Genomic DNA, 17,170 nt, shown 5'->3' with positions numbered 1-17,170 from the left:
AAATAGAGCACTGCTGTGATTAAGTTAGAAATATATCAATATTTGAAACACCTTAGCTTTACAAATCATATATCCTTTTTTTCATAAATTCTAACTGAGACATGGTACGAAATCAGAAGGATAGCAAAGGCTCCGAATAAAAATAGCATACAAGCCAGAGTCTGTTGTACTTCTACCAATCTTATAAATTCCCTTAGGAGTTTTCCTATGGTACTTTCTGAGGGAATCAGGGTAATCAGGGGTACCAAAAATCCAATCACCAGCAATGGAAGGAAGGTAAGAACCTTGGCTTTTGTGTATCCAATTTTAAAGTACATAGGAATTTGAAAAGATATAACCAATGAAAAAATCAAAAATCCAAAGCTTGTAACAAACAGCAAGGGCTTAAGCTCTACACTTCTGCTAAAAAAGAACGACAAAAAGTATACTGTAGCTAACGCAAATAGCGTTGCAACCGATACCCCAAGTAATGAGAATATGTATCTTCCTGCAACAATATCTCTTCTCTTCAAGGAAAATGTGCCCAGAAGATTCTCAATGGAATTCCTCTCACCTATTGAAAATGGATACGCCACAAAAAACGATGCCCATATCATGAACATAGGCGGTACCATATATGAATCTTGATTCCCCAAACCAACAATAATACCTACAGCTAAAAGAACAAAAAATATCTTTGAATATGGCTTGACAGTAAGAAAATCAAACTTCGCAACATTTAACGCTTTAATCATGCAATTACCCTCCCCTTATTCATAAAAACAATTATATCATCTATTGTACATGGTTCTATAAAGGCTTTATTTCCCATCATGCTGATTTTATCTGTTGTGATAAGCCCCTCAAAACCGGCACTATGTTCTCTTAATCCCAATATCATCTTCTTTTGTTCCTCACTAATATCTCCAATGCCGCCTTTTATCAAGCTGTAGCTTTCCAAAAGCTTATCTTTTGTTCCTGTATAGACAATTTCTCCATTATTGATAAATGTTATATAGTCTGCAATTTTATCAAGATCAGATGTTATGTGAGTAGAGAAAAGAACGCTTTTTTCTTCTGAAACTACAAAATCACTCAATATATCCATTAGTTCATCCCTGGCAACCGGGTCAAGACCACTTGTAGGTTCATCAAGGATTAAAAACCTTGCATCATGGGACATGGCAACTGCTACCATTAGCTTCATTTTCATTCCCCTTGACAAATCCTTAACCTTTTTATTCCTTTTCAATTTAAAGCTTTTAAGGTAATCATCATATTTTCTGCTGTCCCATTTTTTATAAAACAACTTTACAGCCTTTTCAACATCGTTCAGATTCCACTCATCTACAAAAAAGGGCTGATCAAATACCACTCCTATTTGTTCCTTTATATCATCCTCATAGGCAATATTATCAAGTCCCAACACCTTGATTTCTCCACCTTTTCTGTTAATCATGTTTAAAATAAGCTTAATTGTTGTCGTTTTCCCTGAACCATTCGGCCCTATAAATCCCATTATATAACCTTGGGGTATGACAAAGCTTACATTTTTTATTGAAAAATCCCCAAAGCTAGCATTTAAATTGCCAATCTCCAATATATTACTCATAGTTCTCCTCCTTAAGCATTGCATCAAATATACTCTGCAGTTCGCTTTTAGTGATCTTTGCAATTTTTGCACAATTAATAGCTTCAGCAAAGCTTCCCTCAATATCTCTTAATAGCTGCTCACGAACCATTTCTGTGTTTTTGGGAAGAACATAGCAGCCCTTACCCTGCACATTTGATACAAACCCTTCCTGTTCAAGATCCCCATATGCCCGGGTTGTTGTTATAACACTTATTTTAAGGTCCTTTGCAAGCTGCCTTATTGATGGCAGCAGCTCACCCTCCGACACATCGCCACTTAATATTGCGTTTTTGATCTGCTCTTTAATTTGCTCATATATCGGAACCCCACTGCTGTTTGAAATTATTATCCTCACACTCGTGCCACCTTATCATACAGTTTATAGTGTACATATACTATATATACATTATAAGCTGTTTGTTTTTGGATGTCAATCGCAAAGATAATAATCTGTCTTGAAATAAAACAAGGACATTGACTGGGGGTGAAATATGTTGGAAAGCAGAATTAAGGAACTTCGTGAAAAACATAAATTAACACAAGATTACCAAAAGGAATTTACATTTACACTGAGCTACACTCTTTACAAACCTATTGCCTGCTTAATATAATATGAAATGGAGGGATACATATGAGAAAATCAAAGAGAAAAAACAGAAAGATTGAAAGCTTTACAGGTACAAAACCCGTAATAATTTTTTCAGGAATTTTTATTGCAATATTTGCAGGCTCAATGGCACTTTATTTTTTTAGTGACAAGAGTACGTCAAATACTACTCAGGTTACTAATTCTTCCCCAAGCAGTGCGGTTGAAATAAACAACAGTCCCCTTAACTCAAGTATTGTTTTAAACAGTACTCCTGTACCGGAATCGGTAACTCAATCAACTGCAACTGATAAAAATGGAACTTCTGTAACTGGCAATATTCAAAACAATCAACAAAATCCTAATGAAAGCAGTAGACAGAACAATCAGGATAAAGTTAACTGGAAGCAAAAGGTTGATTCACTTACATCTGAAGGCATCAAGAAAGAAGATATAGACAGCAGTAAACAGTATGCTCAAGGCGTAATTTCCAACTTAAATCAGATTATATCCTTCAGCAGCACCAACGATATAATTCCCAAGCCAGGTATTCAAGAGGACTCTTCCGGCGATGACAGTGCAAAATATCAGGAACTGAGCACTAAAATCGATATGGATAAAGCTGTTTATCACATGATTAAGATAAGCAGCTTACTCGGTAGCAAAGAAAAGGTTTTTGATGAATATCTCTTGACTCTGCAACTGGATTTAGACATAAGCGAACTTGCTGCAGATAAGTCCTCCTATGAAAAGAAGAAGAATGAAAAGTTGATGGGTATTGATCAGAATACCTTGATTACATCTGATGGAATAACTCAGAAGATGATGGAAAGTATACAAAAACAAAATGAAAAGAATAGAAATTCAATTACAAATCCAGCCCAGGAAACCAATAAGGGACTGCCGGGATTAAACAACCAATCAAATAACCTGCCTGGTATCCAAGTTCCAAGCGTTCCTGACCCTGAAGCAGAAATAAGAAAAAAACTAGGCCACTGAGGTCATTCACTACAGCTGTTTTTCACGATATTATATAATAATATAAAAAAGATCAGTTCATTAAAAATGACTTAAGTCACAAAATGAACCGATCTTTTTTATATTATTATATATCTGCACTGTCCTTATATTATTTTATTAAATTCTACACCCAATTTATACATACCACCGAATTTTATTAATGAAAGGTAAAAATTTTCCTAGACATTAAGAGTTGCAGGGAGTGTTTATGATGGCGAATTATTTATTTAGGACCTCAAATTCCAGTAGTGGAGGAAAAATACATGGTCTTCCAAGTTCTTCTGTAAAAGAATATGCTTTTGAAGTTAAATTGCCTGAGCATGCATGCAATGATACAAACTCATGCACCGCTAATGGTAAAATAGAGGAAATAGGACTATGTATTAAAAACGGAGTTGAAAAAAACTCCACTGAAATAATAGATAAACTTTTTGATGAGCTATACAGCAGTAATAATTTAAACATGGAAAAGGCAAAAATCCTTTATATTAATATAATTACTACAATTATAGATTCTGTTACTAAGTTTGGATTCAATTTTGTTGATATTTCCGAATCAAAAGTTTTGCCTTATAGTAATTTGTACAAGTTTAGCAGTCTTATAGAAATGAAGGATTTTCTAAAAAAATTAACTATATGTGCCACTAAATGCGTAAAAAATTCCCAAAGCAAAAAGAGAAACAAGACCATATCTGATATAGTGCAATACATAAACGCAAATGCCACAGATCCAAACCTTTCTCTTACGAAAGTAGCAAGCATATTCTATATGAATCCAAGCTATTTAAGTAGGATTTTCAGGCAGGTTACCGGTTTTACTTTTGTTGAGTATATAACAAGGACAAGGATTAATATTGCATTAAAGCTGTTCAAGGAAACTGACCTTAAAGGTTATGAAATAGGTGAAAAAGTTGGAATTCATGATCCCAATTACTTTGGCAAATGCTTTAAAAAGTGTACTGGCATGTCTTTAAACAGCTATAGAAAACTAAACCAATAATCTGTAAGTATCATGATATGTTCTGTTATACATTATGTAAAATGATTGTTTTTTATCATTTGCAGACCCTATCTTAATTTGCTATTGAAATTTAAAAACAGAAGAGTATAATATAGTTTGTTTGATAAAACATTAAGTAAACCTGTTTTGAATTTCATAAACTGAGGGGGGTAATTAGCTATGAATTTCATTGACATTAATTTACATTTCTTGTTAATGTTAGGATTTTACATATGCGGAGCAATATTTTCTTTAATATTCATAAAAAATAGCAAGCTTGGCAATATTCTTTCCAATATACTCTATAGCATAGCTTCCTCATCCGGAATCTTAATTTCACTGTTCTACCTGCTTTCGAATAAAGAATATATACAGTTGGCACATATAAAGTCAAATATACCATTCCTGAGTTTTAAGCTTGGAATAAGTAACTTATCTGCGTACTTCATACTTACCTTATCAATATTGACGCTTTGTGTATCAATATATTCCATAGGTTATATGTCACAATACTATGGCAAAAGAAACATAAGCTCTTTTAATTTTCTTTTCGGAATATTCATTGTTTCTCTTATATCGGTTTTCAGTTCCGGAAATATGATAATATTTCTTCTTGCATGGGAAGTTATGTCCCTAACTTCTTATTTTCTTGTGATATTCGAATCGGGGCATACTGAAACCCAAAAATCAGGCACTCTTTATCTTATTATGACTCATATAGCAACAGCTTTTTTGACTGTGGCTTTTATAACAACGTATTCATATACAGGTTCTTTTGATATAGTCAATAACTCAGCTTTAATACCTCCTTTTTCAAAGAATATGATATTCTTGTGTCTCCTTATTGGATTTGGGACAAAAGCCGGTATCATACCGCTTCACATATGGCTTCCCTATGCACACCCTGCAGCTCCAAGCAACGTATCAGCTCTCATGTCGGGTATAATGATCAAAACCTCTATTTTCGGCCTTATACAGTTTGTATTCGTTGCCCTTGGAGGAGGCTTTGAGTGGTGGGGCATAACACTATTGATAGTAGGAAGCATATCTGCTGTTTTAGGTGTTGCCTATGCTCTTATGGAAATTGATATTAAAAGGCTTCTGGCCTACAGCAGTATAGAAAATACCGGTATAATACTTATAGGCCTTGGAATCTCAATATATGGGTTTACCAAGGGCAACAGCCTTTTAAGCTCATTAGCTCTGGTAGCTGCTTTGATACACCTTTTCAACCACTCACTTTTTAAGGGTGCATTGTTTTTAGGAGCAGGATCAGTTCATTATTCAACTCACACAAAAAATATGGAAAAGTTGGGCGGTCTTCTTAAGAAAATGCCTTATACGGGCTTGTTCTTCCTTATAGCATGTCTTTCTATTTCTTCAATGCCCTTTTTTAACGGATTTATAAGTGAATGGTTTACCCTTCAGGCTCTTTTCCATAGTATAGGTATAAGCACCCAGGGTGTTAAGCTTATTGCTATATTGGCCGCTGCGGTACTGGCAATGGCAGGGGCATTGGCTGCTGCTTGTTTTGTAAAAGCTTTCGGTATCTCTTTCTTAGGATTGCCCAGAAGCACAGAAGCCCATAACTCCATGGAAGTACCTGCACCGATGCTAATGGGAACCGGGCTGCTATCCTTTTTGTGTATTATATTCGGATTATTCCCTAATGTTATTCTCATATTACTGAATAAAATCTCCCTCTCAATAGTTAAGACTTCTGTGATACCTGACCTAAAAGGCATTTCCTCCTTTGTTTACTACCCTAAAGGTCTTGATGCCAATAAAATATCCCCCATGTTTTTATTTGCTGCAGGGGTAATATTGGCAGCTGTTGTTTTCCTTGTTGTTAAATTAATAAACCGCGGTACAAAGGAACGCACCTATGGTACATGGGACTGTGGCTTTAAAGAACTTAACCCCAGAATGCAATATACTGCAACGGGATTTTCAAAGCCCCTTCGCATAGTGTTTAGAGCAATTTACAGGCCTTCCCGTGAGCTGCAGACAGAAGAGGGAACATCTCCATACTATCCGAAGACAATAAAATATGTTGTACTCACCCAATCGGTGTTCGAGAAATATCTTTATATCCCTCTTACTGGCTTATTTACTGCTTTTTCCGGAAGGGTGCGACGCCTAGTTCAAACGGGAAGTGTACACACATATCTTTTATATATATTTATCACAATTGTGGGCCTGCTCATATATTATCGCTTCAGCAACAGCTAAAGCTTTATGCACCCAAATAATCATCTATATTTGATAAAGGCATGAATGAAAAATTACTTCCGCTTTTGAGCGGGTGTTGACGAGTCAAGTCAACACATGAGCGAAATTTATATCGGAAGTTATTTTTTGATCATGACTAAAAGGAGAATCGTTGTGATGAGTCAATTTGTTTATGTAGTAGTTCAGCTGTCTGTCATATTATTAATTGCTCCCCTTATAAGCGGAATAATAAAAAAAGTAAAGGCTCTATCCCAGAAGAGGAAAGGTCCGCCTGTACTGCAGCTATATATTGATATATATAAGCTTTTTAGAAAGGATACCGTTATATCGGATACTGCTTCCTGGATATTCAGAGCAACTCCATATATCAATTTTACTACCGCACTTTTAGCAGGCATACTGATACCTGTTAGCCTGAAGCTTACTCCAATTAACTTTGGCGGAGATATTATTTTTATAATATACATACTTGCAATGGGAAGGTTTTTCATGGCTCTTTCAGGAGTTGATACAGGCAGCACCTTCGGAGGAATGGGAAGCAGCAGAGAAATGGCAATATCATCTCTGATTGAACCCACTCTTTTGGTTTCGGTATTTACAGTGGGGCTTATATCAAAGTCCACATCTGTTCATGACATGATGAGCACATTATCCTCTATCGGACTAAATATTTTTCAGCCTGTTTATATAATGTGCTTTCTGGCTATGATAATCGTAATCATTGCCGAGTCTTCCAGGATTCCTGTTGATGACCCAGCTACACACCTTGAACTTACAATGGTCCATGAAGCAATGCTTCTGGAGTATTCAGGCAAGCACCTGGCCCTGATGGAACTTGGAGCAGCAGTCAAGCAGCTTGTTTTAATAACATTGCTTGTTAATCTGTTTATACCACTAGACAGCCTTGTGGCTTTGGATAATGCCCTTTTAGCCATTGGGATTTCAATTTTATTATATATAGTTAAAGTTGCAATAGTTTCAATTCTTATAGCACTTGCAGAAATCAACACCGTCAAGCTGAGGCTTTTCAGTGTTCCAAACCTGGCGGCAATCTCATTTATTTTGTCCTTTTTAGGATTTCTTCAATACTTTGTGGTAGGAGGCAGTCATGGATAATTATTTGAATCTGGTTTCTATATTAATACTCTTGTCATCCTTTATATTGGTGGCAAACAAAAGAATAAACTCCTACATAAATACCTTCCGAATCCAATCAATTCTGCTTGCACTACTTGCCGGAGTTATGGGTATTTACAGCCTCCTTGAGGAGGGAGAAATGGAAATTATTATAGTTTGTATAATAACCTTCGTTGTAAAAGTATGGCTGATTCCCAGATCATTAAGGAGAACTGTAAAACGGGTTGGGTACAGAGTATCAAAGGACTTTTTCCTTAATATACCTACACTGATACTTATTTGCTGCGGCTTGTTTGTACTAACTTATTTTTCTGTATCAACCATTGATGATATAAAGGATCCACAGATCAAAACCTACCTTGTCAATTCCATTTCCGTAATACTTATCGGCCTTTTCTTCATGATAAGCAGAAAAAAGGCAATAGGCCAGATTATTGGGTTTCTGGTAATGGAAAATGGACTTTTTGCAACCGCCATACTCACAACAAGCGGTATGCCCATGATGGTTGAACTTGGTCTTTTCTTTGATGTCCTGACAGCGGTTTTGATAATGGGAATTTTAGTTTTCAGAATTAACGAAAACTTTGACTCGATAGATATAAACAAGCTAAGAAACCTTAAAGGTTAAGACATTTAAAAAGATACAACCTAAATGACTTGAAAGGATAACGCCGATGGAAGCTTTAATTTTACTTGTACCCATTTTATTTTCAATATTGTTCTGGACTGCAAAGAAGCGTGCAACGACACATATAATAAATATTGCAGGTGCAGTCATGCTTCTAACTGCCATGATATATACCACATACTCTTTTCTTAAAAAGGGTGTTATAGAAGGGACTTTTTTAAACGGACTCTTTTATATTGATTCACTTAGTCTTATAGTTCTCGATATCATTTTGGCCATAGGCTTTCTTGTTTGTATTTATTCAATAAAGTATCTTGATATTGAATATGACCACAGAACAATTGATACAAAAAAAATCAAAGTATACTACAGCTTAATGTATGCGTTTATTTTTACCATGATCATGGTTGTAACAACTCAGAACCTTGGGTTAATGTGGATAGCCGTTGAGGCAACCACACTGGCCTCTGCTTTTCTTGTAGGATATTATAACAATAAGCACTCCCTTGAAGCTGCATGGAAGTATATTATAATTTGTTCGGTTGGTATAGCCTTTGCACTTCTTGGAATAGTGTTCCTTTATATTTCATCCGGTAATGTTTTTCAAGGTGAAAAGGCTCCCTTGAACTGGATCTTCCTGTATGAACATGCAGGCTCATTGCAAAGCGGAATTTTAAAAATTTCCTTTATATTTATACTTGTGGGTTTTGGAACCAAAGTAGGGCTTGCTCCAATGCACACCTGGCTTCCTGATGCACACAGTCAAGCACCTTCACCTATAAGTGCCCTCCTGTCTGGAGTTCTTTTAAACAGTGCACTTTATGGAATAATAAGGATTCTATCCATTGTAAACAAACATTTAGGCCCCCAAGACCTTTACACCAAAAGGCTAATGATAGGTATGGGTCTCTTGTCCATAGCTGCAGCTGCAATTTTTATACTGTATCAGAAAGACTATAAGAGGCTTTTGGCATACTCCAGCATAGAACATATGGGAATAATAGTTTTTGCTCTTGGTTTTTTTACAAAACTCTCTATATTTGCAGCCCTTTTTCATATGGTTAATCATGCCTTTACCAAATCAATGCTTTTTCTTCTTTCCGGTAATGTTTACCTGAAATACGGTACTAAGGAAATACAAAAGGTTAAAGGCCTTTTAAAACTAATGCCTGTTACGGGTACTCTTTTCCTACTTGGATTTTTTGCCATAGCAGGTATGCCGCCCTTCAGCGTATTTTTTAGTGAACTTGGAATAGCTCTTTCAGCTGCCTCAGCTCATCATTTTGTATTGGCTGCGATTTTCCTTATTCTTATAGCCTTGATATTTGCTGGTATTGCTGTTACAACTCTCAAAATGTTTTTTGGAAACACAGACCATAATGACCTGCAATCCGGTGAAATTAATAAGCCGGGTATTGCCGCAATAATGCTACTCTTTATCATTATTTTATTCTCAGGCATGTATATGCCGGAGCCCATTAAAACTATACTGGACTCAGCAGTATTAATCATCAAGGGAGGAAACTGATATGAAGCTTGTGAAATACTTTGATGACTTGAAGAAAAACTTTGCAAATGACATTTTGTCTCATACAATAAAAACCCAAAGTGAAATATATATATCTGTAAATAACTCAAGAATACTGGATATTTCAGCCCATATAAGAGATGAAATGAACGGCACACTGGTTTCCCTTTTTGCAAACGATGAAAGACTCATTGACGAAAAATTTGCAATTTATTATGTATTTGCCGTTAGAGAAAACGGATACCATATTGTTCTTAAAACACTCATTGACGAAAACAACCCTGTGTTTAATTCAATTTCAAACCAGATTCATGGAGCACACCTTTATGAGAGAGAAATCCAGGACATGTATGGTTTAAAACCGCTTGGACACCCATCACCGAAAAATCTTGTTTTCCATGGAAATTGGCCCATGGATATACATCCTTTGCGTAAGGAATTCGACATAAAGACTAAGCCGCCTTTTGTAAATTATGAACAAGAGTTTATTGAAGTCCAAGGAACCGGAGTGTTTGAAATACCCGTTGGTCCTGTCCATGCAGGCATAATAGAGCCTGGTCACTTCAGATTCAGTGTTGCAGGCGAACCCATTATAAATCTGGAAGCTCAGCTGTTTTTTGTACACAAGGGAATAGAGAAGCTTTGTGAAGGCCAAAGTATAGATAAATGCTTTTATATATCTGAAAGAATATCCGGTGATGAAACATTTTCAAACTCACTTGCATACTGCATGGCTATTGAAAAAATAGCCGGTATAGAGGTTCCGGAACGTGCAAACCATCAAAGGGTTCTTTTTGCAGAGCTGGAACGCCTTGTAAGCCATTTGGGAGACCTTGCAGGAATTTGCATAGATGTCGCCTTCGGCTTTGCAGCTTTCCAATTCAGGATGCTTCGCGGCTGGACCTACCAGATAATTGAAGAGGTTAGCGGCAGCAGGTTCTTAAGAAGTGTTAACAGGCCCGGAGGAGTAAGAAAGGACTTTACTAACGGCAAGGAAAAAAGAATCCTTGAATATATGGACAAAATAAGAAACGAACTGGCGGAAACAGAAAAAATAATACTTTCCAACAGCCTTTTCATTGACAGGGTTGAAAATACAGGGGTTCTCACCTACCAGCAGGCAGTAGATATGAATGCAGTCGGCCCAGGGGGACGTGCAGCCGGTGTAAGGAACGATGTCCGAAAGGATTTTCCCTATTGCACCTACGGCAAACTGAAATTCAGCGTACCCGAACATAATAACGGAGATGTTAACTGCAGAATGAAGGTCAAGCTGGAGGAATGCTATCAATCCATATTCCTTATCGAACAGGTCGTAAACAAAATGAGGGCAGGTAAGATAATTGAGACAATAGGAAGAGTTGATCCCTACAAGGCAGCAATCGGATGCACCGAATCACCCAGGGGCGAAAATGTTCACTGGATAATGACCGGAGAAAATAATACTATTTTCAGGTACAAAATACGCACCCCTTCCTTCTGTAGCTGGCCTGCTGTGTGTCTTGCCGTGCAGGGGAATATCGTGCCTGATTTTCCTTTGATAAATAAGAGTTTTAATTTGTCTTATGCAGGTAATGATCTTTGATACTATGAAATTTATATAACTGCTACGTTATAAGTCAAAAGACCTTTTACAATTATTAAAATTTCATGAGGTGACTCACATGTTTAAAATAATAAAAAAGACAATCCAATATCCAAGGCTTACCCTGGATTATCCCAATAAACCTTTTGACTCCACATTCATTACAGGAAAACCTGTTATTGACAATACAAAGTGCTCAATGTGCGGGGAATGTACTAAAGCATGTCCCTCTTCAGCTATAGTTACGGACGAAGAATCCAAAACCATAGGTATAAACTATGATGAATGCATATTCTGCTCGAACTGTGAGGATGTATGCAAAAATAAGGCAGTCAGCATGTCAAAGGAATTTGAACTTGCGGTAAAATCAAGGCAGGAACTTAGGAAAGGCCCTTTGATTATTGAAGATCGCATCATACCCGACAAATCTTTTGAAGTCATAGGAAAAAGGGTTGACGAAAAGGCACGAAAGCTGTTTGGCAGAAGCCTTCAGATAAGAGAAGTTGATGCCGGCTCATGCAATGGCTGCGATTATGAAATAAATGCTTTAAACAACCCTTTCAACGATATTGAGCGTTTCGGTATCCATTTTGTGGCTTCGCCGCGTCATGCAGATATGCTCCTTATAACAGGAACTGCAACACGTAACATGGAGCTTGCCCTTATAAAAACCTATAACGCTGCCCCTGATCCAAAGCTTGTTGTGGCTGTTGGTGCCTGTGCCTGCAGTGGGGGTATATTTAAGGATATGTATGCCACAAGAAACGGCATAGACTGCATACTGCCTGTAGATGTTTATATACCAGGCTGTCCGCCTAGGCCTCAGGCTATTTTGTATGGGATATTGAAGGCATTGGACCGATGTTAAGCTTTTATAAAAAACAAATGCCAAAGTGAAGTTTTAATTATCACTATGGCATTTGTTCCACAGTACAGATTGTAACTTAATGGTACATTAGTCCTCAGGTTCAATTCCCCATTTCAATACACCTGAAATATAGCCTGTTACATATTTCCAGTCATATAACTCCTGTACTTTGGGAGAATTTCGCGAATAATCGTTATCATACTTATAGGTCGACCAATCCTCTTTGTTAAACCATGTAACAACTACGGTATTTTTCCCTGGATTCAACTGTCCGCTTTTAAAGCCTATTTCAACATAATAATCTGCTTTTTCAGCAGGTTTGCTCATTTTAACAAATCTGTAAGTAATGTTAGCTTTGTCTTCCTGAGCCCAGCAGTCTAAAGACTGATTTTTTTCGCCGTCAATTGTATAATAGTATCTGATTGTCACATCCTTTAAATTAATTATAGTGTTTCCGGTGTTAACTACACTAAAAACAGTGCCCAGCTGAATAACATTCCCTGTTTCCTGCGTAGCATTATAATATTGAATCTTTATCGAACCTGCCGATAAATCAGGCTTTTTAGCTTCAGAAGGCTTTATGCTTTGGGCTGCAGGCCTCGGGGTCGATTTGCTTATTCTTTCTGGCGTTGCTGTCATCTTTTTATCTGTTGGAATAATCCCATATGTTTCCTTCCCATCGATGAAATTATCTCTTACATTTTCATTACCTGGCATCATCCTGGCATACGTTGTCCTATTTCCAGGTGTCACTATAACAGATACTGTTTCTCTAGAGGTTGGTTTAAGCGATGAAGCAGGTTTTCCAGTTTCTTTAGCAGTTAGTGAGTTGAAAGGCAGATTGTCAATATTCTGCTCATCTATTCCAACCCTTTTCATAAGCAGAGACAAGCTGTCTGACTTTGCCTCATTCACAGATAAATCAATGCCTATAGAATGAGCCTTTTCAAGTATAAACTGTCTCCCCCCTGACAAACCATTTTTTGTTGCCTGTTTTTTTATTCCCGGCTCAACCTTAATAGCTTTTATCTTGTATTTCCTACTAAATACAGTATTATTAATTTCTTTTAAAGAATTCAATAATTGGTTCAATTTTTGTTCCACATCATCTTTTTTTTCTTTATAATCGCTGTTTTCCTGATTTAATGACGCAGAAATCATTATAACGTCGTTTTTATTTATATTCATGATACCCGTTTTCTGCGATGCTTCAATAACTTTTTCAACTGCTTCTTTAACCGGCAGTTTTCCTAGCGAGAGATCTTTTATCATCCTCTCACCATCTGAGTTTAATGGCAGAACCTTTTTAACATGATTTCTTTCATCTATCAAAAACTCAATACTAGGATTGATATCCATATCAATAAAAGCATAGAAGGTATTATCCCTATTCAAATCAATATTTTTTAAAATAAAAACACATATAATTGCAAGCACCAAAGTTGCTGCTATTCCGGAAGCAACAAATAAATAACTTTTTTTGGGCCGAACAACTTGACTTTTTCCAAAAGTAATCTGCTGACCCAGATACATCTCAGGAGTTCTTTCCACATATACAAGCTCAAAGTCCATAGTCATAACCAGTACCTGATTTTTATACACCTCCATTATAGTACCTATATTAATCATGTTCCCACCCTCCTTCCTCAGTAAACTGAAGATAGCTCTTTATTACATCAAGGCCGCTGTTTATAACCAGACTAACAGCAATTATGAGCTTGCGGTTTCTTTCTACAGTTGCCTGATGTACATCAACTAATTTCATTAAGTCAGTCATCGGAATATTTTTTGTTTTATTTAATTTATAGTAAAGCTCGGAATCATTAGCTATAATTTTTGCTATTCTGATGCACAATCTCTTCGAGTCTTTGTGTTTGGGCATACTTTTAGCCAAACTTTCAAGGGTTATGCCGAATGTGGCCAGCCTTTCCTTAAAAAAAATAATTTCCTCCTTTATTTCAATGTTATCAAGCCTTCCCATGGAATATTCAAGCATAAACTTTTCTTTAATTTCTTCATATGATTCGCAATCAAAGTATGTAAAAGGGAATACGTTACTGTCTTTTTTATTTTTTCTTATATAATCTATGAGCCTTCTGTTTATGACAAGATCGCTAAATCCTAAAAAGCTCTTATTTTTATTGGAGTTAAAGCAATCTATAGCCTCATCGAAGGCCATGAGTGCGACACTATATGCTTCACTGTTTTCAATATCAACATACTTTCCTGTTGTTTTGACAGCCGCTTTTAAAATGAAAGGCGTATAATCGCTTATAAATCTTTCTTTTAAAATTTTGTCTCCTTTTTGAATTTTCATTACGATTTCGTTTGTCGGGTCATGATCGGGTTTCAGTCTTTTAAATATTCCTAATTTCGGCAACTTAATATCCTCCCCCCTCTTATATATTTCGTTAATATTCTAAATTTTAAGTAGAGGTGTTTTGACAATTTACACCCCTACTAAAAAAAACCTCGCTTTGCGAATTTTATAATATAAATATAATTTTTATTTGGAGGTTAGGTATAATGTGTAAAATTTTTTTTATTAGGGGACAAGCATTTCTGCTAATATCAGTCTTCCTTGTGATGTCAATTTTTGGAACCATTAACGTTTCAGCATCTACTGCCAATACAGGTATGCGAAACATATCAGCCATTGATCTTGTAAAGGAGATAAGAATTGGCTGGAATTTAGGTAATACGCTGGATGCCCCCACTGAAACCGCTTGGGGAAATCCCAGAACAACCAAGGCGATGATAGACAAAGTAAAGGAAATGGGCTTTAATGCCTTAAGATTACCAGTAACCTGGGATACTCATGTTGGTGCTGCTCCAAGCTATACTATTGATCAAACATGGTTTAACAGGGTTGAGGAAGTTGTGAATTATGCCTTGGACAATAACATGTATGTTATTTTAAATCTTCACCATGAGAACAAATGGCTGATCCCTACATATGCCAACGAAGCACAGAGCAAAGCTCAGCTTATAAAAATTTGGGAGCAAATAGCAAATCGTTTTAAAAGCTACAGTGATTATCTGATCTTTGAAACAATGAATGAGCCAAGAGTAGAAGGTTCACCCAACGAATGGACAGGTGGAACATATGAAAATCGTGATGTGATAAACAAATTCAATTTAGCAGCTGTTAATACAATAAGAGCTACCGGCGGAAATAATGAAAGCAGGTTTATTATGGTGCCACCCCATGCTGCTGCAGCCATGGATGTAACACTAAACGACTTTATAATCCCAAATAACGACAGCAAGGTTATTGTTTCCATACATGCTTACTCTCCATATTTTTTTGCTATGGACATAAACGGAACCTCAAGCTGGGGAACTTCCTCCGATAAATCTTCCCTTACATCAGAATTTAACGCACTTTATAATAGATTTATAAGCAAAGGAAGAGCTGTTGTTATTGGAGAATTTGGTACAATTGATAAGAACAATCTCTCTTCAAGAACAGTTCATGCAGAATATTATGCTAAAGAAGCAGCAGCAAAGGGCATTCCGGTTTTTTGGTGGGATAACGGTTATTATGCACCTGGTAAAGCAGAAACATATGCTTTATTAAGCAGATCCGCTCTTACATGGTATTATCCTGATATCGCCAAGGGACTTGTGATCGGTGCTGGCGGCACTCCAAACTCACCGACCTCAACTCCAACACTTACAAGCACTCCAACACCTACAAAAACAACAAGCTCACCTATCCCATCTGGTGCTTATCCTGAAGATATCAATGGAGACAAAGTCATTAATATGGCAGATGTGGTATTGATAGCTTTGCACTTTAATGCTATAGCTTCCGAGAGTAATTATGACAAGAAATGCGACATAAATAATGACGGAGCAATAAACATGAGCGATGTCATTTTGTTGGCTTTGAAATTTAACACAGTTATTGAAAACAATACTCAAACGCCTGTACCATCAGCTTCTCCAACAATAATTTATAACGGAAGATTTGATTTTTCGGACCCTCAGGGTCCAAGATGTGCATGGTCCGGGTCAAATGCTGAGCTGAACTTCTCCGGAACACAAGTAAGTGTAACTCTCAAATCTACTGGCGAAAACTGGTTTCAAGCTTTTATAGACGGTAATGCTCAAACACCCTTTTCTGTTAACAGTACAACATCTACTATAACTTTGGCAAGCGGTCTTACAAATGGAGAGCACAGACTTGTTTTATGGAAAAGAACAGAAGCATCCCAGGGTGAAGTACAATTCCTCGGATTCAATCTTGGTCAGGGTAAACTCCTTGCAGCCCCTGCTCCTTTGGAAAGAAAGATAGAGTTTATCGGTGATTCTATCACATGTGCCTACGGAAATGAAGGAAAAAGTAAAGATGAGCATTTTACTGCTAAAAATGAAAACAGTTATTTATCTTATGCTGCCATTACTGCACGTTCATTGAACTCAAGTTCAAATATTGTTGCATGGTCGGGAATAGGAATTTCCCAGAACTATGGCGGGCAGGCAGGCCCTCTCATGCTGGAACGTTATTCATATACACTGCCATACAGCGGGGTTAAATGGGATTTTAAAAACTATGTGCCCCAGGTAGTAGTTATAAACCTTGGTACAAACGATTTTTCTACTTCTGCCACTGATAAGACAAAATTTATAACTAATTATACTAGTCTTGTTTCACAAGTTCGTTCCAACTATCCAAATTCGCATATATTCTGTACAATGGGTCCTATGCTTTGGGGAACAGGTCTCGAATCGTGCTATAATTATCTTAATGAAATTGTGAATGGTTTTAAATCAAGAGGAGATTCAAAGGTGTATTTACTTGAATATCCCCAACAATCCGAAAGTAACGGATATGGAGAAGATTGGCATCCTAGCCTGAAAACTCATCAGTTAATGGCTGACCAGCTTACAGCTGAAATAAAGAGCAAGCTTGGGTGGTAAAAAATATTGAATAGTGCATATTATTTTTGAAAAAGGGGTTGTATAACC

At 36.8% G+C, this 17,170-nt stretch carries 14 protein-coding genes; 9 read left to right on the top strand and 5 right to left on the bottom strand.

All coding sequences use genetic code 11. The features are described 5' to 3' along the window. Window positions 1-65 precede the first annotated feature (65 nt). From VIO64_RS05775 to VIO64_RS05765, 3 genes are read right to left on the bottom strand one after another with little or no spacing between them, the layout of a single operon-like run. A complete protein-coding gene (locus VIO64_RS05775) occupies window positions 66-734 on the bottom strand; it encodes an ABC-2 transporter permease (protein WP_331916087.1) in 669 nt (222 codons plus the stop codon). Next, window positions 731-1,591 carry an ABC transporter ATP-binding protein gene (locus tag VIO64_RS05770; RefSeq protein ID WP_331916085.1) on the bottom strand — a complete coding sequence of 287 codons (861 nt, stop codon included), beginning with the start codon at window positions 1,589-1,591 and terminating at the stop codon, window positions 731-733. The genes VIO64_RS05775 and VIO64_RS05770 overlap by 4 nt, the downstream gene beginning before the upstream one ends. Next, window positions 1,584-1,967: a GntR family transcriptional regulator gene (locus VIO64_RS05765; RefSeq protein WP_331916082.1), complete on the bottom strand. Its 384-nt coding sequence runs from the start codon at window positions 1,965-1,967 to the stop codon at window positions 1,584-1,586. The genes VIO64_RS05770 and VIO64_RS05765 overlap by 8 nt, the downstream gene beginning before the upstream one ends. A gap of 276 nt (window positions 1,968-2,243) precedes the next feature. Here VIO64_RS05765 and VIO64_RS05760 point away from each other — a divergent pair, with 276 nt between their 5' ends. The 8 genes from VIO64_RS05760 to nuoB all read left to right on the top strand — a co-directional run bounded on the left by VIO64_RS05760 (window position 2,244) and on the right by nuoB (window position 12,196). Beyond that, a complete protein-coding gene (locus VIO64_RS05760; protein WP_331916080.1) occupies window positions 2,244-3,197 on the top strand; it encodes a hypothetical protein in 954 nt (317 codons plus the stop codon). Window positions 3,198-3,429: 232 nt separating this feature from the next. Continuing rightward, on the top strand, window positions 3,430-4,218 hold the full coding sequence (locus tag VIO64_RS05755; protein ID WP_331916078.1) for an AraC family transcriptional regulator: 789 nt from the start codon (window positions 3,430-3,432) through the stop codon (window positions 4,216-4,218). Window positions 4,219-4,398: 180 nt separating this feature from the next. Then, window positions 4,399-6,450 (top strand): proton-conducting transporter membrane subunit, encoded by a 2,052-nt coding sequence (locus tag VIO64_RS05750; protein WP_331916076.1) that lies wholly within the window; start codon window positions 4,399-4,401, stop codon window positions 6,448-6,450. 156 nt (window positions 6,451-6,606) lie between these two features. Then, a complete protein-coding gene (locus tag VIO64_RS05745; RefSeq protein ID WP_331916074.1) occupies window positions 6,607-7,566 on the top strand; it encodes a respiratory chain complex I subunit 1 family protein in 960 nt (319 codons plus the stop codon). Beyond that, window positions 7,559-8,215, top strand: coding sequence for an NADH-quinone oxidoreductase subunit K (locus tag VIO64_RS05740; RefSeq protein ID WP_331916072.1), 657 nt, complete (start codon window positions 7,559-7,561; stop codon window positions 8,213-8,215). The genes VIO64_RS05745 and VIO64_RS05740 overlap by 8 nt, the downstream gene beginning before the upstream one ends. Window positions 8,216-8,261: 46 nt before the next feature. Then, window positions 8,262-9,743 (top strand): hydrogenase 4 subunit F, encoded by a 1,482-nt coding sequence (locus VIO64_RS05735; protein ID WP_331916070.1) that lies wholly within the window; start codon window positions 8,262-8,264, stop codon window positions 9,741-9,743. A 1-nt stretch (window position 9,744) separates the two neighbouring features. Continuing rightward, complete coding sequence (locus VIO64_RS05730) at window positions 9,745-11,328, top strand: NADH-quinone oxidoreductase subunit C (RefSeq protein ID WP_331916068.1); 1,584 nt, start codon at window positions 9,745-9,747, stop codon at window positions 11,326-11,328. Window positions 11,329-11,407: 79 nt separating this feature from the next. Then, window positions 11,408-12,196 carry an NADH-quinone oxidoreductase subunit NuoB gene (gene nuoB, locus VIO64_RS05725; RefSeq protein ID WP_331916066.1) on the top strand — a complete coding sequence of 263 codons (789 nt, stop codon included), beginning with the start codon at window positions 11,408-11,410 and terminating at the stop codon, window positions 12,194-12,196. Between the two features lie 87 nt (window positions 12,197-12,283). Here nuoB and VIO64_RS05720 read toward each other — a convergent pair whose 3' ends face one another. Beyond that, window positions 12,284-13,825, bottom strand: coding sequence for an anti-sigma-I factor RsgI family protein (locus VIO64_RS05720; protein ID WP_331916064.1), 1,542 nt, complete (start codon window positions 13,823-13,825; stop codon window positions 12,284-12,286). After that, the gene (sigI, locus tag VIO64_RS05715; protein WP_331916062.1) at window positions 13,818-14,576 is read right to left on the bottom strand and encodes an RNA polymerase sigma-I factor; all 759 of its coding nucleotides are present in this window, start codon (window positions 14,574-14,576) and stop codon (window positions 13,818-13,820) included. Before sigI ends, VIO64_RS05720 begins: the two co-directional genes overlap by 8 nt. A 146-nt stretch (window positions 14,577-14,722) precedes the next feature. Between sigI and VIO64_RS05710 the strand changes: the two genes are divergently transcribed. Beyond that, window positions 14,723-17,122, top strand: a complete 2,400-nt coding sequence (locus VIO64_RS05710; protein ID WP_414705239.1) for a cellulase family glycosylhydrolase — start codon at window positions 14,723-14,725, stop codon at window positions 17,120-17,122. Window positions 17,123-17,170 lie beyond the last annotated feature (48 nt).

It is taken from the genome of Pseudobacteroides sp., assembly GCF_036567765.1.
Lineage (GTDB): Bacteria > Bacillota > Clostridia > Acetivibrionales > DSM-2933 > Pseudobacteroides.
This window is presented reverse-complemented; position numbering and strand designations above follow the sequence as displayed.

Excerpts from the sequence above, each read along its gene's own strand:
- VIO64_RS05775 (WP_331916087.1), bottom strand. The coding sequence starts at position 734 with ATGATTAAAGCGTTAAATGTTGCGAAGTTTGATTTTCTTACTGTCAAG.
- VIO64_RS05770 (WP_331916085.1), bottom strand. The coding sequence starts at position 1,591 with ATGAGTAATATATTGGAGATTGGCAATTTAAATGCTAGCTTTGGGGAT.
- VIO64_RS05760 (WP_331916080.1), top strand. The coding sequence starts at position 2,244 with ATGAGAAAATCAAAGAGAAAAAACAGAAAGATTGAAAGCTTTACAGGT.
- VIO64_RS05755 (WP_331916078.1), top strand. The coding sequence starts at position 3,430 with ATGGCGAATTATTTATTTAGGACCTCAAATTCCAGTAGTGGAGGAAAA.
- VIO64_RS05750 (WP_331916076.1), top strand. The coding sequence starts at position 4,399 with ATGAATTTCATTGACATTAATTTACATTTCTTGTTAATGTTAGGATTT.
- VIO64_RS05745 (WP_331916074.1), top strand. The coding sequence starts at position 6,607 with ATGAGTCAATTTGTTTATGTAGTAGTTCAGCTGTCTGTCATATTATTA.
- VIO64_RS05740 (WP_331916072.1), top strand. The coding sequence starts at position 7,559 with ATGGATAATTATTTGAATCTGGTTTCTATATTAATACTCTTGTCATCC.
- VIO64_RS05735 (WP_331916070.1), top strand. The coding sequence starts at position 8,262 with ATGGAAGCTTTAATTTTACTTGTACCCATTTTATTTTCAATATTGTTC.
- VIO64_RS05730 (WP_331916068.1), top strand. The coding sequence starts at position 9,745 with ATGAAGCTTGTGAAATACTTTGATGACTTGAAGAAAAACTTTGCAAAT.
- nuoB (WP_331916066.1), top strand. The coding sequence starts at position 11,408 with ATGTTTAAAATAATAAAAAAGACAATCCAATATCCAAGGCTTACCCTG.
- VIO64_RS05720 (WP_331916064.1), bottom strand. The coding sequence starts at position 13,825 with ATGATTAATATAGGTACTATAATGGAGGTGTATAAAAATCAGGTACTG.
- VIO64_RS05710 (WP_414705239.1), top strand. The coding sequence starts at position 14,723 with ATGTGTAAAATTTTTTTTATTAGGGGACAAGCATTTCTGCTAATATCA.